At 73.4% G+C, this 23,486-nt stretch carries 22 protein-coding genes; 14 read left to right on the top strand and 8 right to left on the bottom strand.

Annotated features, from left to right (window positions below; translation table 11 throughout):
• Positions 1–71 precede the first annotated feature (71 nt).
• From O7633_RS04600 to O7633_RS04590, 3 genes are all read left to right on the top strand, one after another.
• A complete protein-coding gene (locus tag O7633_RS04600) occupies positions 72–821 on the top strand; it encodes a neutral zinc metallopeptidase (protein WP_074477155.1) in 750 nt (249 codons plus the stop codon).
• Between the two features lie 175 nt (positions 822–996).
• Positions 997–1,650, top strand: coding sequence for an HAD family phosphatase (locus tag O7633_RS04595; protein ID WP_282326248.1), 654 nt, complete (start codon positions 997–999; stop codon positions 1,648–1,650).
• 380 nt (positions 1,651–2,030) lie between these two features.
• Positions 2,031–3,209: a Cmx/CmrA family chloramphenicol efflux MFS transporter gene (locus tag O7633_RS04590; RefSeq protein WP_282326246.1), complete on the top strand. Its 1,179-nt coding sequence runs from the start codon at positions 2,031–2,033 to the stop codon at positions 3,207–3,209.
• A 183-nt stretch (positions 3,210–3,392) separates the two neighbouring features.
• Here the strand turns inward: O7633_RS04590 and O7633_RS04585 are convergent, their stop codons facing one another.
• The 5 genes from O7633_RS04585 to O7633_RS04565 form a co-directional block, all read right to left on the bottom strand.
• The gene (locus O7633_RS04585) at positions 3,393–5,951 is read right to left on the bottom strand and encodes an ABC transporter permease (protein ID WP_282326244.1); all 2,559 of its coding nucleotides are present in this window, start codon (positions 5,949–5,951) and stop codon (positions 3,393–3,395) included.
• Positions 5,951–6,724 (bottom strand): ABC transporter ATP-binding protein, encoded by a 774-nt coding sequence (locus O7633_RS04580; RefSeq protein WP_074477159.1) that lies wholly within the window; start codon positions 6,722–6,724, stop codon positions 5,951–5,953. The genes O7633_RS04585 and O7633_RS04580 overlap by 1 nt, the downstream gene beginning before the upstream one ends.
• Before the next feature lie 194 nt (positions 6,725–6,918).
• Complete coding sequence (locus O7633_RS04575; RefSeq protein ID WP_178065168.1) at positions 6,919–7,608, bottom strand: response regulator transcription factor; 690 nt, start codon at positions 7,606–7,608, stop codon at positions 6,919–6,921.
• Between the two features lie 52 nt (positions 7,609–7,660).
• Complete coding sequence (locus O7633_RS04570) at positions 7,661–8,857, bottom strand: sensor histidine kinase (protein WP_282326240.1); 1,197 nt, start codon at positions 8,855–8,857, stop codon at positions 7,661–7,663.
• A 76-nt stretch (positions 8,858–8,933) separates the two neighbouring features.
• Positions 8,934–9,851, bottom strand: a complete 918-nt coding sequence (locus tag O7633_RS04565) for a PD-(D/E)XK nuclease family protein (RefSeq protein WP_282326239.1) — start codon at positions 9,849–9,851, stop codon at positions 8,934–8,936.
• Between the two features lie 87 nt (positions 9,852–9,938).
• Between O7633_RS04565 and O7633_RS04560 the strand changes: the two genes are divergently transcribed.
• The 3 genes from O7633_RS04560 (at position 9,939) to O7633_RS04550 (ending at position 12,723) form a co-directional block, all read left to right on the top strand.
• Positions 9,939–11,096, top strand: a complete 1,158-nt coding sequence (locus O7633_RS04560; protein ID WP_282326237.1) for a site-2 protease family protein — start codon at positions 9,939–9,941, stop codon at positions 11,094–11,096.
• A 71-nt stretch (positions 11,097–11,167) separates the two neighbouring features.
• Complete coding sequence (locus tag O7633_RS04555) at positions 11,168–12,154, top strand: tRNA (adenine-N1)-methyltransferase (RefSeq protein ID WP_074477337.1); 987 nt, start codon at positions 11,168–11,170, stop codon at positions 12,152–12,154.
• Positions 12,151–12,723, top strand: coding sequence for a hypothetical protein (locus tag O7633_RS04550; RefSeq protein ID WP_043968814.1), 573 nt, complete (start codon positions 12,151–12,153; stop codon positions 12,721–12,723). The genes O7633_RS04555 and O7633_RS04550 overlap by 4 nt, the downstream gene beginning before the upstream one ends.
• Positions 12,724–12,814: 91 nt before the next feature.
• Here O7633_RS04550 and O7633_RS04545 read toward each other — a convergent pair whose 3' ends face one another.
• Positions 12,815–13,108, bottom strand: coding sequence for a ferredoxin (locus tag O7633_RS04545; protein ID WP_282326234.1), 294 nt, complete (start codon positions 13,106–13,108; stop codon positions 12,815–12,817).
• A gap of 176 nt (positions 13,109–13,284) precedes the next feature.
• Here O7633_RS04545 and arc point away from each other — a divergent pair, with 176 nt between their 5' ends.
• The 8 genes from arc (at position 13,285) to O7633_RS04505 (ending at position 21,175) form a co-directional block, all read left to right on the top strand.
• Positions 13,285–15,066 carry a proteasome ATPase gene (gene arc, locus O7633_RS04540; RefSeq protein WP_074477164.1) on the top strand — a complete coding sequence of 594 codons (1,782 nt, stop codon included), beginning with the start codon at positions 13,285–13,287 and terminating at the stop codon, positions 15,064–15,066.
• A 174-nt stretch (positions 15,067–15,240) separates the two neighbouring features.
• Entirely contained in the window at positions 15,241–16,758 is a 1,518-nt protein-coding gene (dop, locus tag O7633_RS04535) for a depupylase/deamidase Dop (RefSeq protein ID WP_348776318.1), read from the top strand.
• Between the two features lie 107 nt (positions 16,759–16,865).
• Positions 16,866–17,081, top strand: coding sequence for a ubiquitin-like protein Pup (locus O7633_RS04530; protein ID WP_074477166.1), 216 nt, complete (start codon positions 16,866–16,868; stop codon positions 17,079–17,081).
• A gap of 22 nt (positions 17,082–17,103) precedes the next feature.
• Positions 17,104–17,790: an endonuclease VII domain-containing protein gene (locus O7633_RS04525; RefSeq protein ID WP_282326226.1), complete on the top strand. Its 687-nt coding sequence runs from the start codon at positions 17,104–17,106 to the stop codon at positions 17,788–17,790.
• Entirely contained in the window at positions 17,709–18,548 is an 840-nt protein-coding gene (gene prcB, locus O7633_RS04520) for a proteasome subunit beta (RefSeq protein ID WP_282326224.1), read from the top strand. The genes O7633_RS04525 and prcB overlap by 82 nt, the downstream gene beginning before the upstream one ends.
• A 62-nt stretch (positions 18,549–18,610) precedes the next feature.
• Positions 18,611–19,423, top strand: a complete 813-nt coding sequence (gene prcA, locus O7633_RS04515; RefSeq protein ID WP_282326222.1) for a proteasome subunit alpha — start codon at positions 18,611–18,613, stop codon at positions 19,421–19,423.
• Positions 19,424–19,559: 136 nt separating this feature from the next.
• Entirely contained in the window at positions 19,560–20,918 is a 1,359-nt protein-coding gene (pafA, locus tag O7633_RS04510; protein ID WP_074477170.1) for a Pup--protein ligase, read from the top strand.
• Positions 20,919–20,986: 68 nt separating this feature from the next.
• Entirely contained in the window at positions 20,987–21,175 is a 189-nt protein-coding gene (locus O7633_RS04505; protein ID WP_178065175.1) for a hypothetical protein, read from the top strand.
• A 73-nt stretch (positions 21,176–21,248) separates the two neighbouring features.
• On the opposite strand, the gene O7633_RS04500 is transcribed toward O7633_RS04505, so the two are convergent.
• The gene (locus O7633_RS04500) at positions 21,249–22,334 is read right to left on the bottom strand and encodes a DUF3866 family protein (RefSeq protein WP_282326219.1); all 1,086 of its coding nucleotides are present in this window, start codon (positions 22,332–22,334) and stop codon (positions 21,249–21,251) included.
• Positions 22,335–22,379: 45 nt separating this feature from the next.
• Entirely contained in the window at positions 22,380–23,357 is a 978-nt protein-coding gene (locus tag O7633_RS04495) for a cation diffusion facilitator family transporter (RefSeq protein WP_282326218.1), read from the bottom strand.
• Between the last annotated feature and the right edge of the window lie 129 nt (positions 23,358–23,486).

The raw sequence follows: 23,486 nt of genomic DNA, 5'->3' as shown, positions 1-23,486 counted from the left end.
CGGGTCGCCGGCCGGGCATGATCGACAGGGAGCCGGGGTAGTGGACCGGTGGGACGAGCCCGGGAGGCACTGTGACGGCACGGTCGGGACGTCGACCCGGCGGTCCGCTGGCCGGTCTGCTGGCGGCGATGGTGCTGGCCAGCGGCTGCGTGGTCGGCGGGGTGAACGAGGGCGCGCCGCAGCAACCCCTGCCCCGGTCGACCCGCCAGCCCAGCTCGCCCCAGGGGGAGCAGACCCGCGCCGACGGCACCACCAGCGTGGCCGAGTTCCAGGAGGACATGGCCGTCGCGGTGGACAAGGCCGAGATCTACTGGACCGCGCAGTTCCGGGCGTCGGGCCGGCGGTTCCAGCCGGTCCGGCGGGTCGTGCCCTACCAGCGGGAGGGCGAGGTCTCCTGCGCCGGGCAGGCCCTGCCCCGCAACAACGCCGTCTACTGCTCGGCGGGCGACTTCATCGCCTACGACGTCCGCTGGTCGGTCGCGGCGTTCCGGCAGGTCGGCGACGCGTTCCTCTACTACCTGCTCGGCCACGAGTACGCCCACGGCATCCAGGTGCGGCTCGGACTGCGCGCCCAGTTCACCATCCAGCAGGAGTTGCAGGCCGACTGCCTGGCCGGGGCGTACATCGGCGGCTCGATCGAGGCCGGTGAGCTGCGGCTGGAGGACGGCGACCTCGACGAGTTCCGGGAGGGGCTGCTCGCCGTCGGCGACGACCCCGACCAGCCGTGGTTCGCCGAGGGCGCGCACGGCACCGCCGAACAACGCACCGACCACTTCTTCCGGGGCTACGAGCAGGGCCTCGCGGCCTGCAACCTGGGCTGAGGGCGGGCGGGGAGCCGGGCCGACGGCGTCCCCGGCGGGGACCGGGTCCCGGCGGCGACCGGGCCGACGCAGGTCAGGGCGGGGACCGGGTCCCGGCCGGGGCGGGCCGGCTGCAAGGATCGGGTCGACCCCGCGACGCCTGGAGGACCCCCTGAGCAGCCACCACCCCGCCGCCGTGCTCTTCGACATGGACGGCACCCTGGTCGACAGCGAGAAGCTGTGGGACGTCGCGCTGCGCGAGCTCGCCGCCGAGTACGGCGCCACCCTCTCCGACGCCGGGCGCAAGGCGCTGATCGGCACCAGCATGGCCGACGCGATGCGGATCCTGCACGACGACCTCGGCCAGCCGCACCGCGACCCGCAGGCCAGCGCGGCGTGGATCGACGCCCGGATCCTGGAGCTGTTCCGCACCGGGCTGCGGTGGCGGCCCGGCGCCCTGGCGCTGCTGCGGGCCGTCCGCGCGGCCGGCATCCCCACCGCCCTGGTCACCTCCAGCGGCCGGCCGCTGGTGGAGGTGGCGCTGGACACCCTGGGCCGGGACAGCTTCGACGCGGTGGTCTGCGGCGACGAGGTGGACGCGGCGAAGCCGCACCCCGAGCCGTACCTGACGGCCGCCCGGCTGCTCGGCGTGCCGATCGACAGGTGCGTGGCGATCGAGGACTCCCCGACCGGGGTGGCCAGTGCCCTCGCCGCGGGCGCGGCCGTGCTGGCGGTGCCGGCGGAGGTGCCGATCGCGCCGGCCGACGGCGTACACCAGCTCGACAGCCTGACCGGCGCGGACCTGGAGCTGCTCGCCGCCCTGCTCGGCGACCCGCCCGCGGCCACCTGAATGCCGGCGGCCCCGCCCGGCCGGCCTCCCTGCGCCCACGTCGATCTCCGTTGACGGTGCTCGGCGTGGCCACTATCCTCCGCTGCGTGTCCGGCCCCAAGGCATCCAGACGCTAGCCACCGCTGCGCGGTGGCTGGCCCCGACCAGGGCGCGGTGCAGCTCGGCCCAGGCTGAGCCAGCGCGTCTCGTCGCCGTGCCGTCACCCACGCCGCCGCTGTTGCCCGGGATGCCGTAGCCGCCGCCCTGACCTGTCGGGCCCGTGCTGCCGTCGCTCCCGGTCGCCTCGCGCGGCGGTGCCCGTCTGCCCGGCTGGACCGATCCGCCGCGCCATGGCCCGCCGCGTTCCCGCCATCCACCCACGACGCGGTTGTGGAGTCCTCATGCCAATTGTGATCTACATTCTCGGGCTCGCCGTCTTCGCCCAGGGAACAACCGAGTTCATGCTGGCCGGCCTGATCCCGGACATCGCCGCCGACCTGCGGGTCTCAGTCCCGGCAGCCGGCGCGCTCACCTCGACCTTCGCCGCCGGAATGATCGTCGGGGCGCCGCTGATGGCCGTGCTCAGCCTGCGCTGGCCCCGCCGTTCGGCGCTGCTGGTCTTCCTGACCGTCTTCGTCGCCGTCCACGTCGTCGGGGCCGTCACCGGCAGCTTCGGCGTCCTGTTGGCCACCCGCGTCGTCGGTGCCGTGGCCAACGCCGGGTTCCTGGCCGTGGGCCTCGCCACGGCGACCGGCCTGGCCGGGCCCCACGCCAAGGGCCGGGCCGCCGCCGTGCTGCTCGGGGGCGTCACCCTCGCCTGCGTCGCGGGCGTGCCCGTCGGCGCCGTGCTCGGAAACCTGTGGGGCTGGCGCTCGGCGTACTGGGCGGTGGCCGCCGTCTCCGTGCCCGCCGCCCTCGCGATCCTGCGTTCGGTGCCGCCCACGCCGCCGGGCACGCCCGTGCCCGACGCGCGGCGGGAGCTGCGCGCGCTGCGCCGTCCCCGACTGGCCGTGACCCTGCTGCTGGCCGCGCTGGTCAACGGCGCGACGTTCTGCACCTTCACCTACCTGGCCCCGCTGGTCACCGAGGTCAGCGGGTACGGCAGGGCGTGGGTGCCGGCGCTGCTGGCGGCCTTCGGCCTGGGATCGTTCGCCGGCGTCACCGTCGCCGGCCGGCTCTCCGACAGCCGGCCGATGCCGGTCCTGGTGGCCGGCGGCCCGGCCCTGCTCGCCGGCTGGCTGCTGTTCGCGGCGACCGCGGCGATCGCCCCGGTGGCGTTCCTGCTCGTCCTCGTGCAGGGGACGCTGTCGTTCGCCGTCGGGGCCACGCTGATCACGCTGGTGCTGTATCGGGCCGCCGACGCGCCGTCGCTGGGCGGCTCCTTCGCCACCGTCGCCCTCAACGTGGGCGCGGCCATCGGCCCCCTGCTGGGCGGCGCCGCGATCGGTGCCGGCCTGGGCTACCGGTCCCCGCTGTGGGTCAGCGCCCTGCTGGTGGCGCTGGCCCTGACGGTGGGACTGGCCCCGACGGCCCGGGGTCGGGACCGGACGGACGCCCCCGGGCAGCCGATCCCGTCGTAGTCCGCGCGGCCAGCCGCCCGCCCCGGGCGACCCCGGCCAGGGCGGGCGGCCCGGGCGACCGGTCCCGGCCCCGCCGTGGGCGAGCGGTCCCGGCGCTCGGCGTGGGTGCCGGTCCCGGTGCTCGGCGTTAAGAAGGGCCCCCTGCTATGCCGAAGGCGTTAACAGGGGGCCCTTCCTTGCGACTCAGTCGTGGGCGATCGCGCCCAGGACGTTGATCCGGGCGGCGCGGACCGCCGGCAGCGCCGCCGCGACCACCCCGATCAGCGCGGCCAGGCCGAGGAAGATCCCCATCTGCGACCACGGCAGCACCAGGTCGGTGATCCCCTCGTCCTTCAGCGCCCGCACCACCGCCGCGCCGAGGCCGGTGCCGACCGCGACGCCGAGCAGCGCGCCGAACACGGAGATCACCACGGCCTCCACGGTGATCATCCGCATGGTCTGCGCCCGGCGCAGCCCGATCGCCCGCAGCAGCCCCAGCTCCCGGGTGCGTTCCAGCACCGACAGCGCCAGGGTGTTGATGATGCCCAGCACCGCGATCACGATGGCCAGCGCCAACAGGATCTGGATCATCGTGAGCAGGGTGTCGAAGCCGCTGGTCTGCTGCTCGATGTAGCTGGCCCGGTCGGCCACCGACACCTCCGGGTTGTCGGCCACCAGCGCGTCGAGCTGCGGCTGCACCTGCGACACCGGCGTGCCCGGGGTCAGCCGCACCAGCGCCGTGAACGGCTCCGGGTTGGTGAACTCCGGCCCCGCCTGCCGGGGCAGGATGATCGACCCGATGGACCGCTCGTCGGGCAGCACCGCCGCCACCGTGTACGTGTGCGGCCCCTCGCCCCGGGCGAACTGCGCGGTCAGCCGGTCACCGACCGACTTGCCCAGCTCCTTGGCGCCGGACACGCTCAGCGCCACCTGGTCCGGCTTGAGGGTGGCGGCCGTGCCCGACTGCGGCACGGTGCCGTAGATGCGGGCCATCGCGGCCAGGTCGGTCAGCGCCACCACGTACGTCCGGTCGCCGTCGACGATCGCGTTGTCGTTGTAGACGCCCAGCACCGCGTCGACCCCCGGCAGCGCGGCGGCCCTGTCGACCACCGACGCGTCGAACGTGGGCGGCCGGGGCCCCGTCTGCGCCCCGGAGATCACCAGCTGCGCGTCGACCGTGCGCTCCGCCGAGGCGGAGATGCTCGACTTCGCCGAGTCCAGGATCACCGTCACCCCGGTCACCAGGGCGATGCCGACCATCAGCGCGGCGGCGGTGATCGCCGTGCGGCGCGGGTTGCGCCCCGAGTTCAGCCGACCCAGCCGGCCCGGCACCGACCAGGCGAACAACGCCCCGAGCAGCGACACCACCGGGCGGCTGATCAGCGGGGTCAGCAGCGCCACCCCGATGAACGTGAACAGCACCCCGGCCAGGATCACCGTCAGCGTGGCCCCGCCCGCGTTGCCGGTCAGGCCGACGGCCAGCAGCCCGCCGCCGAGGGCGGTGACCACCGCCCCGGACACCGTGACCTTCGTCAGCGGCCGGTCCGGGGTGGCCACGTCCTGCATCGCCGCGATCGGCGGGATGCGCGCCGCCCGCAGCGCCGGCAGCAGCGCCGCGACCACCGTGATCAGCATGCCGACGGCGAACGCGCCGACCACCGCCTGCGGCGGCACCCCGATCCCGGCCAGCTCCAGCCCGCCGGCGAACCTGCCGAACGCCCAGGCCAGCAGCGCGCCCACCCCGACGCCCGCGCCCAGCCCGAGGACCGAGGCGATCAGGCCGACCGCGAGGGCCTCCAGCACCACCGAACCGATGATCTGCCGCCCGCTCGCGCCGATGGCCCGCATCAGCGCCAGCTCCCGGGTCCGCTGCGCCACGATGATCGAGAACGTGTTGAGGATCAGGAACGTGCCCACCAGCAGCGCCACCGCGGCGAAGCCGAGCAGCACCTTGTTGAAGAACGACAGATCCTCCTTCAGGTCGGCCGACGAGGCGGCGGAGAGCTCCGCGCCGGTCTTCACGTCGTAGCCGGCGCCCAGCGTGCGGGCCACGTCGTCGCGCACCGTCTCGGCGCGCACCCCGTCGGCGACCCGCACGGTGACGTTGTTGAACGTGCCGGGCTTGCCGAGCATCAGCTGCTGGGCGGCGGGCGTGGTGAACGCGACCTCGTTCGCGCCGCCGATGGTGTCCCGGCCGCTGCTGTAGCCGAAGACGCCCACCAGGGTGAACTCGCGCCGCTTCGACTCGAAGGCGGTCAGCGCGCCGACCCGGTCGCCCACCTTCACCTTCGCGGCCTTCGCCAGTGCCGCGTTGACCGCGATCTCATCGTCGGCCTGCGGGCCGCGCCCCTCGCGCAGCCGCACCAGGTCGGACTCGCCCGTCCAGTTCGTGCCGAGCTGCGGCGGACCGAACGACGTGACGACCTTGCCGTTGCTGCCGATCAGCCGGGCCCCGTCGGCGTTGACCAGGCCCGTGGCCGACGCCACCCCGGGCACCGCCCGCACCCGGTCCACCACGTCCGCGGGGAACGGAGCGGACACCTGCTCGCCCTCGCCCTCGCCCACCTCCAGCTTCGGCTTCGCGGCCACGTTGACGTCGACGCCGGCGTACGCGTCGGCGAAGATCGCGTCGAAGGACCGGCCGAGGGTGTCGGTGAGCACGAACGCCCCGGAGACGAACATGACGCCGAGCACCACCGCCAGGCCGGACAGGACCAGGCGCACCTTGCGCGCCAGCAGGCTCTTCATGGTCGCCCGGAACATCAGTTGCCCACCTCGGTCGCGGCGGGGACGTCCAGCTTCTTCATCGTGTCCAGCACCGTGTCGGCCGTCGGCTCGATCAGCTCCGACACGATCTCCCCGTCGGCGAGGAACACCACCCGGTCGGCGTACGCGGCGGCCGTCGGGTCGTGGGTCACCATGACGATCGTCTGGCCGTGCTCGCGCACCGAGTTGCGCAGGAAGCTCAGCACCTCCGCGCCGGAGCGGGAGTCCAGGTTGCCCGTCGGCTCGTCGGCGAAGATCACCTCGGGGCGGGCGACCAGCGCCCGCGCGCACGCCACCCGCTGCTGCTGCCCGCCGGAGAGCTGCGCCGGGCGGTGGTCGAGCCGGTCGCGCAACCCCACCGTCGCGATCACCACGTCGTACCAGGCCGGGTCGGGCTTGCGCCCGGCGATCGACAACGGCAGCAGGATGTTCTCCTTCGCCGTCAGCGTCGGCAGCAGGTTGAACTGCTGGAAGATGAAGCCCACCTTGTCGCGGCGCAGCTTCGTCAGCCCGGCGTCGCCGAGCCCCGTCACCGTCGTGTCGCCGATCGCCACCGTGCCCCGGGTCACCGCGTCCAGGCCCGCCAGGCAGTGCATCAGCGTCGACTTGCCCGACCCCGACGGGCCCATGATCGCGGTGAACCGGCCCCGTTCGAACTCGGCGCTCACCCCCCGCAGCGCGACGACCTGCGCCTCGCCGCTGCCGTACACCTTCCACACGTCGCTGGCACGGGCAGCGGCCTGCGCCTGCCGGCCTGTCGTCGCGGTCACGTCATCTACCTCTTCCGTCGGGCTGGGCCGCACCGGCCCCCGCTGGCCCGGTGCGGGCATGAGCCCATCCTCGGCCCCCGCCGCCGCCGAACCCTCCGACTTCGGGCGGACCTGCGGCGGAAATCCCGCTGCGGGTGGGCCCGGATGCCGGCTCAGGGTTGCCCCTGACCGCTACGGGCGCGCGCCGCCGCCGGCTATCCCCGGGGCCGCACCAGACCCGACTCGTACGCGAGCACCACGGCCTGCACCCGGTCGCGCAGCCCCAGCTTCGTCAGCACGTGCCCGACGTGGGTCTTCACCGTCGTCTCGCTGACCGTCAACTCCCGGGCGATCTCCGCGTTGGACAGCCCCCGCGCCACCTGCACCAGCACCTCCCGCTCGCGCTCGGTGAGCGTGCTGAGCGCCCGGGGCGGCGTCGCCGTCGGATCGGGCAGCGAGTCGGCGAAGCGGTCCAGCAGCCGCTTGAGGATCCGCGGGGCGACCACCGCCTCCCCGGCGGCCACCGTGCGGATCGCCGTCACCAGGTCCTCCGCCGGCACGTCCTTGGCCAGGAAACCGCTGGCCCCGGCCCGCAGCGCGCCCACCACGTACTCGTCGAGGTCGAACGTCGTCAGGATCAGCACCCGCACCGGCAGCCGGGCCTCGACGATGGCCCGGGTCGCGGCCACCCCGTCCATCCGGGGCATCCGGATGTCCATCAGCACCACGTCCGGCAGCAGCCGGCGCGACAGCTCCACCGCCTCCACGCCGTCGCCGGCCTCGGCCACGATGTCCAGCCCCTCCTCGGAGCCCAGCACCATCCGGAACCCGGTGCGCAGCAGCGGCTGGTCGTCGGCGAGCAGGATCCGTACCGGCCGCGGCGGCGGCGCGCCCTCTTCGGTCATCTGGGGTCCCCCCGTCGCGCCGGCCCGGCCGGCTGGTCGTGACGCGGCCCGGTCACACCGGCACCGCCCCGAGCTGCTCCACCGGAATCCTCGCGTACACCCGGTAGCCGCCGCCGGGCCGGGCCCCGGCGCGCAGCGTCCCGCCGTAGAGGCCGACCCGCTCCCGCATGCCCACCAGCCCGTGCCCGATCCGGACCGCGCCCGGCGTCGGCCCCCGACCGGTGTCGGTGACCTCCACCGCCAGGTACGCCGCGCCGAACGTCAACCGCACCACCGCCGTCGCCTCCCCGGCGTGCTTGAGGGCGTTGGTCAGCGCCTCCTGCACGATCCGGTAGACCGTCAACGCCACCCCCTCCTCCAACGGCCCCGGCTCGCCCTCGACCCGCAACGTCACCGGCAGCCCCGCCTCGCGCACCTGCTCCACCAGCGGCCCGATGCCCGCCAGCCCCGGCTGCGGGGCCAGGTCGGCCGCCGGCTCCGCGTCGGTGCGCAGCACGTCCAACAGCCGGCGCAGCTCCCGCAGCGTCGCCCGGCCGGTGTCCTCGATCGTGGCGATCGCCTCGTCGGCGGCGTCCGGGTCGCGGCGCAGCACCCGCCGCGCCCCGGTGGCGAGGACCCCCATCACGCTCACGTGGTGGGCCACCACGTCGTGCAGCTCCCGGGCGATGCGCCGCCGTTCGTCGGCGACCGCCTGCTCGGCCAGGGACCGCTGGTTCTGCTCGGCCACCCGGGCCCGCTCCCGCAGCGCCTCGGTGGAGGCGCGGCGGGCGTGCACCGCCCGGCCCACCGCGTACGCCACCACGGCGACGAGCACGTTGTTGAGCACCAGGTAGGCCGCACCCACCTCGAAGACCGTGTCGTCGACCGGGTCGAAGACGTTGACCGCCGCCACCGGCACCCACAACGCCACGGTGGCCAGCGCCGCCGGGCGGGCCCGGTGGCGCGCCGCCATCGTGTACGTCAACACCACGAAGGCGAGGCTCTGCGTGTTCGGGGCGTGCCCGAACAGCACCGGCACCGCCAGGGTCGCCACGGCGGCGGCCACCGCCGGCCACGGCGCGGCCCGGCGCAGCGCCACCGGGGCGGCGCACAGCACGCTCCAGCCCAGCGCCGCCGGCAGCGGGCCGGGCCGGAAGTCGACCGGGGTGAGCAGGACGAAGAGGGCGTCCACCAGCACCACGGCGACGGCGAGCAGCGCGTCGGAGGCCAGCGGGCGGCCGCGCAGCCACGCCCTCAACCCTGCGGTCATAGGGGAACGCTAGCCGCCGCCGCACGCGATCGGTCGTCGCCGACGGTGAACCCGGCCTCCTCCTCAGGGAGGAGCCTCACTCGTCCGCGCCGGGCGGGCTGGGCCGGGACCGGGCGTCGACCAGCGGGTCCGCCGAGGCGGCCGCCGCCGGGAACGGCGGCGGGGTGCCGCCGAAGCTCGGGCACAGCGCCTGGTGGTTGCACCAGTCGCACAGCCGGCTCGGCCGCGGCCGGAAGTCCTGCCGGGCCGTCGCCGTCTCGATCGCCTGCCACAACGCCACCACGGTGCGCTCGAACCGCGCCAGCTCCTCCGCGTCGGGGGTGTAGTCACAGACCTCCGCGTCCTTGAGGTAGAGCAGCCGCAGCACCCGCGGCACCACCCCGCGCGTGCGCCACAGCACCAACGCGTAGAACTTGAGCTGGAACAACGCCCGCGCCTCGAACGCCTCCCGGGGCGCGCCGCCGGTCTTGTAGTCGACCACCCGCAGCGCCCCGTCGGGGGCCACGTCCAGGCGGTCCAGATAGCCCCGGATCAGCAGCTCGTCGTCGACCACGGCCGAGATCAACGCCTCCCGCTCGGCCGGCTCCAACCGGCGCGGGTCCTCCACCGCGAAGTAGCCCCCCAGCAGCCCGGACGCCGACCGCAGGAACTCGGCCGTGCCGTCGGGATCGGCGGCGTCGAACAGGGCGGCCAGCTCCGGCTGCTCGGCGACCAGCCGGTCCCACTGCGGGGCCACCAGGTCACCGGCCGCCTCCGGGGTGCGGCCCGCCGCCGGCAGGTCGAACAGCCGCTCCAGCACCGCGTGCACCAGCGTGCCCCGGGCCTGCTCCACGCTCGGCCGCTCGGGCAGCCGGTCGATGCTGCGGAAGCGGTAGAGCAGCGGACACGTCTTGAAGTCGGCCGCCCGCGACGGCGACAGCGACGCCCGGACCGTCGCCGGCACCTCCGCCGTGGCCCGCGCCTGCTGCTGGTCGATCACCGGTTCCGCCGTCATGCCCGGAAGGTTAGGCCACCGGTCCGACAAGCCCGCCGCGCCGCTCCGCCGGGTCGCCGTCGGCGTCGGGTCCGTAGCATCGGGGCGATGGAGCAGCCGCAGAGCGACCGACCGCCGCGCCGTCCCACCCGCACCGGCCTCACCGTCGGCCGGGTCCTCGGCGTGCCGCTGCACCTCAACGGGTCGATGCTGCTGCTGGCCCTGCTGGTCACCGTGACCTACGCCGAGTTCGCCCGCCGCCAGCTCGACCTCTCCCAGCTCGGCGCGTACCTGATCGGCGTCGGGTTCGTCGTGTCGCTGCTCGGCTCGGTGCTGCTGCACGAGCTCGGCCACGCCCTCACCGCCCGCCGCCACGGCATCGGCGTGCGGGGCATCACCCTGGAACTGCTCGGCGGCTACACGGAGATGGACCGCGACGCCCCCAGCCCCCGCGTCGACCTGCTGGTGTCGCTGGCCGGCCCGGCCGTCTCCGCGGTGCTCGGCGTCGCCGCCGTCGCCGCGACCCTGGCGCTGCCCGACGGCACCCTGACCAACCAGCTCGCCTTCCAGCTCGCGGTCAGCAACGTCATCGTCGCGCTGTTCAACCTGCTGCCCGGGCTGCCGCTCGACGGCGGACGGGCCCTGCGAGCCGCGGTGTGGGCGTTCACCCGCGACCGGCACACCGGCACCGAGGTCGCCGGCTGGGTCGGCCGGGCCGTCGCCGTCGGCACCGTCGCGGCGACGCTCGCGCTGACCGTCACCGGGCTGCTGGCGCCCCTGGCCCTGCCGCTGATGCTGCTCGTCGCGGTCACCCTGTGGCGCGGGGCGGGGCAGTCCATCCGGCTGGCCCGGATCAGCCGCCGGTTCCCGCTGATCGACCTGCGCCGGCTGGCCCGCCCCGTCCTCGCCGTGCCCACCGGCACGCCGCTGGCCGAGGCGCAGCGCCGCCGCGCCGAGGGCGACCGCCCCGACGCCGCGCTCGCCGTCACCGACGGCGCGGGCCGGCCGGTCGCGCTCGTCGACCCCGTCGCCGCCGACGCCGTGCCGCCGGCCCGCCGGCCCTGGATCGCCGTCGACGCCGTCGCCCGCGCCCTGGCCGGGCTGCCCGTCCTGCCGGCGGGCCTCGACGGGGAACGGGTGATGGAGGCCGTGCGGACCCACCCGGGCGCACAGTACGTCGTGACGGCAGGCGAAGATGTCGTCGGCGTTCTGCACATCGCGGACCTGGCGCAGCTCCTGGAACCCAAACGGAAGATGAACACGTGACCGCACATCCCCCCACCCTCCCGGCCGACCCCGACGCGCCGGCGTCCGCCGACAGCCCGGCGTCGCCGCCCGTGCCGGCGGCCCACGGCAGCGACGCGCCGGGCCTCCGCCACGCCAGGGGGCCCTTCCGCCCCGGCGACCGGGTGCAGCTGACCGACCCGAAGGGGCGGATGCACACGGTCACCCTGGAACCCGGCAAGGAGTTCCACACCCACCGCGGGATCCTCGCCCACGACGCGCTCGTCGGGCTGCCCGACGGCAGCGTGGTCACCACCTCCGGCGGCGGCACCGCGTTCCTCGCGCTGCGTCCGCTGTTGTCGGACTACGTCCTGTCCATGCCGCGCGGCGCCCAGGTGATCTACCCGAAGGACTCGGCGCAGATCGTCGCCATGGGCGACATCTTCCCCGGCGCGAAGGTCCTCGAGGCCGGCGCCGGCTCCGGCGCGCTGAGCTGCTCCCTCCTGCGGGCCGTCGGCACCACCGGCGAACTGCACTCCTACGAGCTGCGCGACGACTTCGCCCAGATCGCCCGCCGCAACGTCGAGGCGTTCTTCCACGGCCCGCACCCGGCGTGGCGCCTGCACGTCGGCGACGTCGCCGCGTGCGCGGAGACCGGCTTCGACCGGATCATCCTGGACATGCTCACCCCCTGGGAGGCCCTCGACATGGTCGAGCGGGCGCTCGTGCCCGGCGGGGTGTTCATCGGCTACGTCGCCACCACGCCCCAGCTCTCGGAGCTGGTCGAGGCGCTGCGCGAGCGCGGCGGCTGGACCGAGCCGCGCGCCTGGGAGTCCCTGGTGCGCGACTGGCACGCCGAGGGGCTGGCCGTGCGTCCCGACCACCGGATGATCGCGCACACCGCGTTCCTCGTCTCCGCCCGCCGGCTCGCCCCCGGCGTCACCGCCCCGCCCCGGCGGCGCAAGCCCAGCAAGGGCGCCGAGGCGTACGCCGAACGCAAGCAGGCGCTGCGCGCGGCCGCCGAGGCCCGGCAGGCCGCCGCCGCCCAGGCCGCCGGGGCGCTGCCCGACACGGCGGAGGAGCGTGGGGTGGCCGGATGAGCCAACCGGGCTTCGGCGGTCAGGACGTGCCGGCGGTGTTCCCCGACTGGTCGCCCTACCCCGACCTCGAATCGGCGGCGCGGGCCTACCTGCGGGACCCGGACGTCGCCCTGGAGGCCCTGGGCGGGGTGCTGCGCGGCGCCTCCGTGCTCGGCTTCACCCTCGAACGGTTCGTCAACGAGGTCAACGGGGTGTGGCAGGAGGTGGTGGTCTGCGACGGCAGCCGCCTCGTGCTCTGGCACGGCGAGGACGTGCCGCCGGGGGAGGGGCCGCCCGGGTCGATGACCTCGTCGCTGCGGGTGGTGCCGGTCTCCACCGTCACCGAGGTCGGCTGCCGGCGGCGGCTCACCCGCACCGACGACGGCCGGATCCGGGTCGACAGCATCGACGTCTACCTGCTGCTCACCTCGCTCGACGAGGCGCCGCCCGGCGACGAGATCGGCGGGGTGCCGCGGCACGACGCGCTGCGCTTCGGCAAGACCCTCGACGACGGCGGGGCCGGGCAGATCGCCCGGCTGGAGGAGTTCGCCCGGACGGTCGCCGCCGTGGTGGGCCGCCCGCTGCTCTGAGCCCGGCCCGTCGGGCGCCACCGCCAGGGTCGTCCCGCCGGGGCGGCCCGGCGGGTGCCCGGTCGGCGGTCGGTCGCCGCGGCGGCCGGGCTCAGTCGTCCTCGGCGGCCGGGCCGGCGACCTCGACGCCGTCGCCCCGCACCACGTGGATGCACTCGCCCGGGCACTCCTTCGCCGAGTCGATCACCTCGAGGCGCAGGTGCTCGGGCACCCCCACCCGGCTGCCCGGGGCGAGCTGCAACTCGCCGTCGGGGCCCTTGACGTAGGCCAGCCCGTCGACGTCGAACTCGAAGACCTCCGGCGCGTACTGCACGCACAGGCCGTCACCCGTGCAGAGGTCCTGGTCAACCCAGACCTGCAACTGGTCGGTCGCGACCTCGCTCACCGGCGTACCCCCATGTTCTCCCGTCCCACGACACGACGGTACCCGAACGCTCCGACCTGCCCCTGCGGCCACCCTGGCGATCAAGGTTCAGTGACGAGGGCGTTGCGTGGGACCGAATCGGCCTCATAGCGGCTAGTGTTAGGGCAGAACGTTCAAGCCCCCCGGGGAGGTGGGACGTGGCACGCAGCGACGACGCGGACTCGCGCGCCGCACGGTGGGAGAAGGAGGCCCACGATCTCTCCACGCAGGTCGCGTTCCTTCAAGAGGAACTCGCTCTGGTGCGGCGCAAGTTGACCGAAAGCCCCCGACACGTCCGGCAGCTCGAAGAGCGGCTGGCGGCCACCCAGGCACAGTTGGCGCGGCTGACCGAGAACAACGAACGGCTCGTGAGCACTCTCAAGGAGGCCCGAGCGCAGATCGTGACGCTCAAGGAGGAGATCGACCGCCTCGCGCAACCGCCGAGTGGCTACGGTGTCTTCCTGGCAGCGCACGAGGACGGCACGGTGGACGTGTTCACCGGGGGGCGCAAGCTCCGGGTGGCCGTCTCTCCCTCGCTGGACGTCGCGGAGCTGCGACGTGGCCAGGAGGTCCTGCTCAACGACGCGCTCAACATCGTCGACGCGTTCGGGTTCGAGCGGGTCGGCGAGGTGGTGATGCTCAAGGAGATCCTCGCGGGTCCCGACGGCGCTCCGGGCGACCGGGCGCTGGTGGTCTCGCACTCCGACGAGGAGCGCATCGTGCACCTCGCCGAGACCCTGATCGGCTCGCCGATCCGGGCCGGCGACTCGCTCATGATCGAGCCCCGCTCGGCGTACGCGTACGAGCGGATCCCGAAGAGCGAGGTCGAGGAGCTCGTCCTGGAGGAGGTGCCCGACGTCGACTACACCGACATCGGTGGCCTCCAGTCGCAGATCGAGCAGATCCGCGACGCGGTGGAGCTGCCCTTCCTGCACGCGGACCTGTTCCGTGAGCACCAGCTCCGCCCGCCCAAGGGCATCCTGCTCTACGGCCCGCCCGGCTGCGGCAAGACGCTCATCGCCAAGGCGGTGGCGAACTCGCTGGCCAAGAAGATCGCCGAGCGGCTCGGCAAGGAGAGGCACACCAGCTTCTTCCTCAACATCAAGGGCCCGGAGCTGCTCAACAAGTACGTCGGCGAGACCGAGCGGCACATCCGGTTGATCTTCCAGCGGGCCCGGGAGAAGGCCGGCGAGGGCACGCCCGTGATCGTGTTCTTCGACGAGATGGACTCCATCTTCCGCACCCGCGGCTCCGGCGTCTCCTCCGACGTGGAGAACACGATCGTCCCCCAGCTGCTCAGCGAGATCGACGGCGTGGAGGGGCTGGAGAACGTCATCGTCATCGGCGCCTCCAACCGGGAGGACATGATCGACCCGGCCATCCTGCGCCCCGGCCGGCTCGACGTGAAGATCAAGATCGAGCGGCCGGACGCCGAGGCGGCCAAGGACATCTTCTCCAAGTACATCCTCGCCGGGCTGCCGCTGCACCCGGACGACCTGGCCGAACACGGCGGCGACGCCCAGGCCACCGTCGCCGCCATGATCGACGCGGTGGTCCTGCGGATGTACTCCGAGACCGAGGAGAACCGCTTCCTCGAGGTCACCTACGCCAACGGCGACAAGGAAGTCCTCTACTTCAAGGACTTCAACTCCGGCGCGATGATCCAGAACATCGTCGACCGGGGCAAGAAGATGGCGATCAAGGAGTTCCTCACCTCCGGCCGCAAGGGCCTGCGCCTGCAGCACCTCCTCGACGCCTGCGTCGACGAGTTCCGCGAGAACGAGGACCTGCCCAACACCACCAACCCCGACGACTGGGCCCGCATCTCCGGCAAGAAGGGCGAACGGATCGTCTACATCCGCACGCTCGTCTCCGGCGGCAAGGGCACCGAGGCCGGCCGGTCGATCGAGACCGCCAGCAACACCGGCCAATACCTGTAAACCCCCGACGACACGCCCCGGGGCCCGCGACAGCGACGTCGCGGGCCCCGTCGCGTACCCGTGCCCGGCACGACACCGCCCCGACGTGGCCGCCCGCCGCACCCCCGCACCGCGCGGCGCGGACTACGCTCGACGTGACGGGGGACCGGGTCGGCGAGCGAAGCGGGTAGGTTGATGAGCGTAAGACGGATCATGGGCACCGAGGTCGAGTACGGCATCTCCGTGCCCGGCCAGGCGGGGGCCAACCCGATGGTCACCTCCTCCCAGGTGGTCAACGCCTACGGGGCGCGCCCCGAACTCAACCGGGGCGGCCGGGCCCGCTGGGACTACGAAGAGGAGTCGCCGCTGCGCGACGCCCGCGGCTTCACCTACTCCGGCGCCGCGTACGACCCCGCCGAGGCGCTCGCCGACGAGGACCTCGGGCTGGCCAACGTCATACTCACCAACGGCGCCCGCCTCTACGTCGACCACGCCCACCCCGAATACTCCACCCCCGAGGTCACCAACCCCCTCGACGTGGTGAAGTGGGACAAGGCCGGCGAACGGGTGATGGCCGAGGCGGCCCGCCGGGCCGCCACCATCCCGGGCACCCAGCCCATCCACCTCTACAAGAACAACACCGACAACAAGGGCGCCAGCTACGGCGCCCACGAGAACTACCTGATGCGCCGGCAGACGCCGTTCGCCGACATCGTCGCGTACCTGACGCCGTTCTTCGTCACCCGCCAGATCGTCTGCGGCGCCGGCCGCGTCGGCATCGGCCAGGACGGCGGCGCCAGCGGCTTCCAGATCTCCCAGCGCGCCGACTTCTTCGAGGTCGAGGTCGGCCTGGAGACGACGCTCAAGCGGCCCATCATCAACACCCGCGACGAGCCGCACGCCGACGCCGACAAGTACCGCCGGCTGCACGTCATCATCGGCGACGCCAACCTGTCGGAGATCTCCACGTACCTCAAGGTCGGCACCACCGCCCTGATCCTCACCATGATCGAGGAGAAGGCGCTCGGGCCGGACCTGGGCATCGCCGACCCGGTGGGCGAGCTGCGCGCCGTCAGCCACGACCCGTCGCTCAAGCACCTGATGCGGCTGCGCGACGGGCGGCGGCTGACCGCCCTGGACGTGCAGTGGGCCTACTTCGAGCGGGTCAGCTCCTTCGTGGACGACCGGTACGGCGCCGACGTCGACGAGCAGACCGCCGACGTGCTCGACCGCTGGGAGAGCGTCCTCGACCGGCTCGGCCGCGACGCGTTCGAATGCGCCGACGAGCTGGACTGGGTGGCGAAGCTGCGGGTGCTGGAGGGCTACCGGGAGCGGGAGAAGCTCGGCTGGGGCTCGCACAAGCTCCAACTGGTCGACCTCCAGTACTCCGACGTGCGGCCGGAGAAGGGCCTCTACCACCGGCTCGTGCAGCGCGGGTCGATGAAGACGCTGCTGACCGACGAGCAGACCCGCACGGCGATGACCGAGCCGCCGGAGGACACCCGGGCCTACTTCCGGGGCCGCTGCCTGGCCCAGTACGCCTCCGAGGTGGTCGCCGCGAGCTGGGACTCGGTGATCTTCGACGTGGGCCGGGAGTCGCTGGTGCGGGTGCCGATGATGGAGCCGGAGCGGGGCACCCGAAAGCACGTCGGCGCGCTGTTCGACCGGTGCGTCAGCGCGAAGGACCTGCTGGAGACGCTGACCGGCGGCTGACCCTGCCGAGGGCCCGAAAGCCCGCCCCGCGCCAAGCCGGCGCGCGGCGGGCTTTTCGTCGCCTCCGCGAGGTAAGTTCATCGGAGACGATCGTGGAGGAGGCAGCAATGGCCACTCGTGACAGCGGCGGGCAGTCGCAGTCGGGCAAGGCCCGGCAGGGCGAGGAGATCGAGGACGTCACCACCGAGGCGAACCCGGAGGTCGCCGAGCGGCACGCCGAGATCACCGAGGACGTCGACGACCTGCTCGACGAGATCGACTCCGTCCTGGAGGAGAACGCAGAAGAGTTCGTGAGGGGATACGTACAGAAGGGAGGTCAGTAGGGCATAGTGGGGAAAAACGGACATGCCTCTATCGCTTGACGATCGAGATGGGTTGCGCCGCTGCCGCGACTGCGGCGTATGGAAGGCGCTCGAAGAGTTCTGCGCGAGCAGCAAGCGTCCTTCCGGTCGCGGCAGCTACTGCAAGGCGTGCTTCAACGTCCGCTCGCGCGCAAGCTACGCGAAGCGGCTCAAGGAAACTCGCGGTCGGGAGGTCAAGCAGTCGCCACAAGTGCCCGACGGGCACCGCTTCTGCCCGGACTGCGGCACCGCCAAGCCAGTAACGGACTTCCCTCGGAACAGGTCCGACAGCACCGGCTACGCCAGTTACTGCAAGCCCTGTCACAACACCCGCACTCGGGAGACCAAGCAGCGGCTCTACGGCGGCAACCGCGAATACCACCTGCGCCAGCGCTACGGGGTGGGGCAGAAGGAGTTCGACGAGCTCCTAGCCGAGCAGGGCGGGGTCTGCGCGATCTGTGGTGGCGCGGACCCGCAACATCTGGACCACGATCATCGCACCGGCTGGGTGCGCGGGATACTCTGCTTCAACTGCAACGGCGGTCTTGGCCAGTTCCGTGACAGTCCTACGAGACTGGCCAGGGCGATCACGTACCTGAGAGGAACCACGTGGCAGCGGGCTTTGATCCATCCGGGCGTCTACCAGATGCGTTCACCAACGCGGGGACGTCGTCCTTCACGTCTTTCCTGAGCAGGGTGGCCCCCGAGATGCTGCCCGGCCGTCGGCCGTTGCCGCCCGGCATGGCCGCCGACCTGGCGCCGCACGCGACCACCATCGTGGCCATCTCGGCCGCCGGTGGCGTGGTGATGGCGGGCGACCGGCGGGCCACCATGGGCAACCTGATCGCCCAGCGGGACATCGAGAAGGTGCACCCGGCCGACGCGTACTCGCTGGTCGGCATCGCGGGCACCGCGGGCATCGGCATCGAGCTGATGCGACTGTTCCAGGTGGAGCTGGAGCACTACGAGAAGATCGAGGGCGCGATGCTCTCGCTCGACGGCAAGGCCAACCGGCTGGCGTCGATGATCCGGGGCAACCTGGGCGCGGCCATGCAGGGCCTCGCGGTGATCCCGCTGTTCGCCGGGTTCGACCTGGCCGCCGCCGACCCGGCGCGGGCCGGGCGGATCTTCAGCTTCGACGTCACCGGCGGCCCCTACGAGGAGACCGGCTACGACGCGATCGGCTCCGGTTCGATCTTCGCGCGGTCGGCGTTGAAGAAGCGGTTCCGGGCGGGCCTGCCGGTCGACGACGCGGTGCGGCTCGCGGTGGAGGCGCTCTACGACGCGGCCGACGACGACACGGCCACCGGCGGCCCGGACCTGACCCGCCGGATCTACCCGGTGGTGATGACGGCGACGGCGGAGGGCACGCACCGGCTCACCGACGCCGAGACGGCCGCGATCGCCGAGGCCGTGGTGGCCGGCCGGATGGAGAACCCGGGCGGCTGAGCCCCGCCTCCGCCCCAGTCAGCAGTCGTCGTCAGCACAGCGCCCAAAGGAGAACCGCCGCCGTGGCCATGCAGTTCTACGCCTCGCCCGAGCAGATCATGCGCGACCGTTCCGAGCTGGCCCGCAAGGGCATCGCCCGGGGCCGCAGCGCGGTGGTCGTGAGCTACTCCGGCGGGGTGCTCTTCGTCGCGGAGAACCTCTCCAGCACCCTGCACAAGGTCAGTGAGATCTACGACCGGATCGGCTTCGCCGCCGTGGGCCGGTACAACGAGTTCGAGAATCTGCGTCGCGCCGGGGTCCGGATGGCCGACCTGAACGGCCTGAGCTACGACCGGCGGGACGTGACGGGTCTGGCGTTGGCCAACGCGTACGCGCAGACCCTCGGCGCCATCTTCACCGAGCAGTCGAAGCCGTTCGAGGTGGAGATCTGCGTGGCGGAGGTGGGCGCGACGCCGGAGGCCGACGCGCTCTACCGGTTGACCTACGACGGTTCGGTCAACGACGAGCCGGGCCGGATGGCGATGGGTGGGCAGGCCGAGGCGATCTCCGGTGTGCTCAAGTCGCAGCACCGGCCGGACATGTCGCTCGGCGAGGCGGTCCGGGTGGCCGTGGCGGCGTTGGGCAGCGTCGGCGGTGAGGGCGGCGCGGCGCGGACGATCGCGGCGAACCAGTTGGAGGTGGCGGTCCTGGACCGGCACCGTAAGGGCCGGACGTTCCGGCGGATCACCGGCGCGGCCCTGACCGCGCTGCTGGACGCCGGGGCGGAGGAGTCGACGGAGCCGGCGACCGAGGAGCGTCCGGAGACTCCGGCGACGCCGACGCAGGAGGCGGGGAAGCCGACGACGTCGGCGGGCTCGGCGGACCTGGAGGGGTAGCGCGGGTCCGACACGCCCGGGCGTGACCGTTCGACGACAGTGATCACCTGGCCGGCCACCCAGATGGGTGGCCGGTCGTGTGTGTCCGGGTGGTCAGCCCTGCCCATTCGGGGCCGGAGAGGACTAATGTCAACTCATGGAGCGGCGAATCTTCGGCCTTGAGACCGAGTACGGCGTCACCTGCACCTACCGTGGGCAGCGGCGGCTGTCCCCCGACGAGGTCGCGCGGTACCTGTTCCGTCGGGTGGTGTCGTGGGGCCGGTCGAGCAACGTGTTCCTGCGCAACGGCGCCCGGCTCTACCTGGACGTGGGGTCCCACCCGGAGTACGCGACGCCGGAGTGCGACTCCGTGGTGGACCTGGTGGCCCACGACCGGGCGGGGGAGCGGATCCTGGAGGGGCTGCTCGTCGACGCGGAGAAGCGGCTGCACGACGAGGGCATCGCGGGTGAGATCTACCTGTTCAAGAACAACACGGACTCGGCGGGGAACTCGTACGGCTGCCACGAGAACTACCTGGTCTCCCGGCACGGCGAGTTCGGCCGGCTGGCGGACGTGCTGATTCCGTTCCTGGTGACCCGGCAGTTGATCTGCGGGGCGGGCAAGGTGCTGCAGACGCCCCGGGGTGCGGTCTACTGCCTGTCGCAGCGGGCGGAGCACATCTGGGAGGGGGTGTCGTCGGCGACGACCCGGAGTCGGCCGATCATCAACACCCGGGACGAGCCGCACGCGGACGCGGAGCGGTACCGGCGGCTGCACGTCATCGTGGGTGACTCGAACATGAACGAGGTCACCACGCTGCTGAAGGTCGGCTCCGCGGACATCGTGCTGCGGATGATCGAGGCGGGGGTGGTGATGCGGGACCTGTCGCTGGAGAACCCGATCCGGGCGATCCGCGAGGTGTCGCACGACATCACGGGTCGGCGGAAGGTGCGGTTGGCCTCCGGCAAGGAGGTCAGCGCGCTGGAGATCCAGCAGGAATACCTGGCGAAGGCGACGGAGTTCGTGGAGCGCCGGGGCGGGGACCAGACGGCCAAGCGGGTGGTGGAGCTGTGGGGCCGGGTGCTGCGGGCGGTGGAGACCGGTGACCTGGAGCCGGTGTCGCGGGAGATCGACTGGGTGTCGAAGCTGCGGCTGATCGAGCGGTACCAGCGCAAGCACGACCTGCCGTTGTCGCATCCCCGGGTGGCGCAGATGGACCTGGCGTATCACGACCTGCGGCGCGGGCGGGGCCTGTACGGGCTGCTGGAGCGGCGTGGGGAGGTGGACCGGGTGGCGACGGATCCGGAGATCTTCGAGGCGAAGGAGACGCCGCCGCAGACGACGCGGGCGCGGCTGCGGGGGGAGTTCATCCGGCACGCGCAGGAGAAGCGGCGTGACTTCACGGTCGACTGGGTGCACCTGAAGCTCAACGACCAGGCGCAGCGCACCGTGCTGTGCAAGGACCCGTTCCGGGCGTACGACGAGCGGGTGGAGCGGTTGATCGCCAGCATGTGATCCGGTGGGCCCCCTCGTGCGGCGCTGGTCGCGGCGGGAGGGGGCCGCCCGGGTAGGCTGGCGCTGCCATGATGTCTGAACCTCCGGGGCGCGAGCGCGGCGCCGAGAAGTTGAACTGGATCGACCGCCGCCGGGAGAAGATCCGCGCGGAGGTGGAGCGGAACCGGCGCGGCGAGTACACGGTGCCGACGTGGGTGTTGGCCGTGGCGCTGGTGGTGCTCGTCGGCGGCTGGCTGGCATTGATCTTCCTGGCCTGAGGTCTCCCGCGCCGCCCGGCCGCAGCCGCGCCCGGCTGCCGCGCCGCCCGGCCGCAGCCGGGACGACGGCGAATCAGCGGGCGAGGGCGGCGGCGTGCCGGCCGGCGGCTGCGGCGGCGAGGAAGTAGGCGTGGTCGGCGTCGAGGCCGCGGCCCATGGTGGACAGGGGCACGGGGCTGGCGCGCAGCGCGGCGTCGAGCCCGTCGGTGGGGACCCGGACGATGCGGTGCCGCCCGGTGAGGGGGGCGAGCGCGGCGTCGACGTCGCCGGCCAGGGCGGCGGGCAGGCCGGCGGGCACGACGAGGTCGGCGGGGGCGAGGGCGACGCGGCCGTACGCGGTGAGGCTGTGGTGGGACACGCCCCGGTGCCGGGGGCGGGGGTCGGCGTCGGAGATGCGCAGGGAGCCGACGGGTTTCCCGCCGAGGGCGGCGACGGCGTTGACGGCCTCGCCGACGGCGACGCCGGAGTAGCCCCACCGGGTGCCGGTGCCGAGGTTGCCGGGGCCCTGGGCGCAGATGACCACGTCGGCGTCGAGCACGTGCCGGGCGGCGAGCAGGCCGCTGTGCACGGTGGTGGCTTCCAGGTCGCCGCCGAACGCCTGCCCGACGCTGATCGTGCCGGCGAGCCGGCCGCGCAGCCCGTCGAGGGCGCGGGAGAACCAGGCGGGCAGCGCGCCGCCGTCGGTGAGCAGGTAGGCGACGCGGGCGGCGGGGGCGTCGGCGTGGATGCCGGCGAGGATGGCGGGCAGGGCGGAGTGCAGGTCGGCGGTGACGACGGGCAGGCCGGCGACGTCCTCGGCGGCGGCGAGCGTCGCGTGGTGCGGGCTGGCCTCCTCGTCGACGCCGAGCAGGATGGGTTGCAGGGGCGTGTAGCGGGCCTTGACGAGGTGCCCGGCGTCGCGGGTGTCGCCGGCCTGCGGCGGGTCGGGCGGCAGCCGGTCGGGCAGGGCCACGACGAGGGCGTATCCGCCGGTGCCGAGGCCCATGAGCAGCGCCCCGGCGTTGAGCAGCACCCGGTCGCCGGGGGCGGGGCGGCCGACGAGGTGCGGGTAGGCCAGGGCCCGCATGGTGGCGCCGTCGGCGAGTGTGACGTCGAGTTCGATCGCGCCGGTCCACTCGCGCCGTAGCGCCGTCACGGTTCCCGCCCGCCATCGCACCATGCGGTGCACGCTAGCGGTTGCCGGGGGCGGGGCGCGGGGGCGGGGTCAGCGTGGCGGCTCGTCCTGGATGTGCCGGGTGCGCCGGTTGCGGGTCTCGGGGCGCGACGGGGTGGGGTCGAGGAAGACGTACCCGATCTCGGGGTAGCGGGCGGTGAGGCGGCGCTCGGCCTCGTCGGCGGCGGCCTCGATGTCGGCGCCGGTGGCGTCGTCGCGGAAGTCGACCTTGGCGGCGACCAGCATGTCCTCGGGGCCGAGCTGCATGGTGAGCAGGGTGTCGATGCGTTCGACGGCGGGCAGCCCGTCGAGTTCCGCCGCGATCTCGTGGCGCAGCCGCTCGGGCACGGAGCGCCCGACGAGCAGCGAGATGTTGGCCTTGGCGAGGGTGATCGCGACGACCAGCAGCAGCAGGCCGATGGCGATGGAGGCGAGGCCGTCGTAGAGCTCGTCGCCGGTGAGGTGGGACAGGCCGAGGCCGACGGCGGCGAGCAGCAGGCCGATCAGGGCGGCGCTGTCCTCCAGGAAGACGGCCTTGACGGTGGTGTCGGCGGTGAGCTTCAGGAACCGTCTCGGCGTGGTGTTCCAGCGGCGCGACTCGGCGCGGATCTGCCGGGTCGCCCGGGCCAGGGAGACCGACTCGACGGCGAACGACACGGCCAGCACGACGTACGCGACGAGGTAGTCGCCGCTGTGTTCGTGCACGAGGATGGTGGTGACGCCGTGGGTGATGGCGAAGCCGGCCCCGGCGACGAAGGTGAACAGCGCGGCGAGGAACGCCCAGACATAGCTCTCCTTGCCGTACCCGAAGGGGTGGCGGACGTCGGCGGGTCGTGCGCCGCGGCGCAGCGCGAGGTAGAGCAGCGCCTCGGTGGTGGTGTCGGCGACGGAGTGCGCGGCCTCGGAGAGCATCGCCGCGGAGCCGGAGATCAGCCCGGCGACGAGCTTGGCCACGGCGATGGCGAGGTTCGCCGCGCCGGCCACGACGACGGTGCCCACGCTCTCGGTCTTGACGTCCGCTTCGGGCATGGGGTCACCCTATGGCCGCCGGGCGCGGCCCGCTGCGGTGCCCTTGTGGTCACCCAGGGTGAGTGTTGTGGCGTTGCCGCGACGCGCCCGGATTGGGTGCGCGCCCGCGCGGCGCGGGCTGCTAGCGTG

Source organism: Micromonospora sp. WMMD712 (genome assembly GCF_029581295.1).
Classification (GTDB): Bacteria; Actinomycetota; Actinomycetes; order Mycobacteriales; family Micromonosporaceae; genus Micromonospora; species Micromonospora carbonacea.
This window is presented reverse-complemented; position numbering and strand designations above follow the sequence as displayed.

Bases quoted from the DNA above. Each gene is read 5' to 3' on its own strand.
- O7633_RS04495 (WP_282326218.1), bottom strand. From the start codon at position 23,357: ATGCCCGAAGCGGACGTCAAGACCGAGAGCGTGGGCACCGTCGTCGTG.
- O7633_RS04585 (WP_282326244.1), bottom strand. From the start codon at position 5,951: ATGTTCCGGGCGACCATGAAGAGCCTGCTGGCGCGCAAGGTGCGCCTG.
- O7633_RS04570 (WP_282326240.1), bottom strand. From the start codon at position 8,857: ATGACCGCAGGGTTGAGGGCGTGGCTGCGCGGCCGCCCGCTGGCCTCC.
- O7633_RS04505 (WP_178065175.1), top strand. From the start codon at position 20,987: ATGATGTCTGAACCTCCGGGGCGCGAGCGCGGCGCCGAGAAGTTGAAC.
- pafA (WP_074477170.1), top strand. From the start codon at position 19,560: ATGGAGCGGCGAATCTTCGGCCTTGAGACCGAGTACGGCGTCACCTGC.
- O7633_RS04590 (WP_282326246.1), top strand. From the start codon at position 2,031: ATGCCAATTGTGATCTACATTCTCGGGCTCGCCGTCTTCGCCCAGGGA.
- O7633_RS04500 (WP_282326219.1), bottom strand. From the start codon at position 22,334: ATGGTGCGATGGCGGGCGGGAACCGTGACGGCGCTACGGCGCGAGTGG.
- O7633_RS04575 (WP_178065168.1), bottom strand. From the start codon at position 7,608: ATGACCGAAGAGGGCGCGCCGCCGCCGCGGCCGGTACGGATCCTGCTC.
- O7633_RS04550 (WP_043968814.1), top strand. From the start codon at position 12,151: ATGAGCCAACCGGGCTTCGGCGGTCAGGACGTGCCGGCGGTGTTCCCC.
- O7633_RS04565 (WP_282326239.1), bottom strand. From the start codon at position 9,851: ATGACGGCGGAACCGGTGATCGACCAGCAGCAGGCGCGGGCCACGGCG.
- O7633_RS04530 (WP_074477166.1), top strand. From the start codon at position 16,866: ATGGCCACTCGTGACAGCGGCGGGCAGTCGCAGTCGGGCAAGGCCCGG.
- dop (WP_348776318.1), top strand. From the start codon at position 15,241: ATGAGCGTAAGACGGATCATGGGCACCGAGGTCGAGTACGGCATCTCC.
- O7633_RS04560 (WP_282326237.1), top strand. From the start codon at position 9,939: ATGGAGCAGCCGCAGAGCGACCGACCGCCGCGCCGTCCCACCCGCACC.
- O7633_RS04525 (WP_282326226.1), top strand. From the start codon at position 17,104: ATGCCTCTATCGCTTGACGATCGAGATGGGTTGCGCCGCTGCCGCGAC.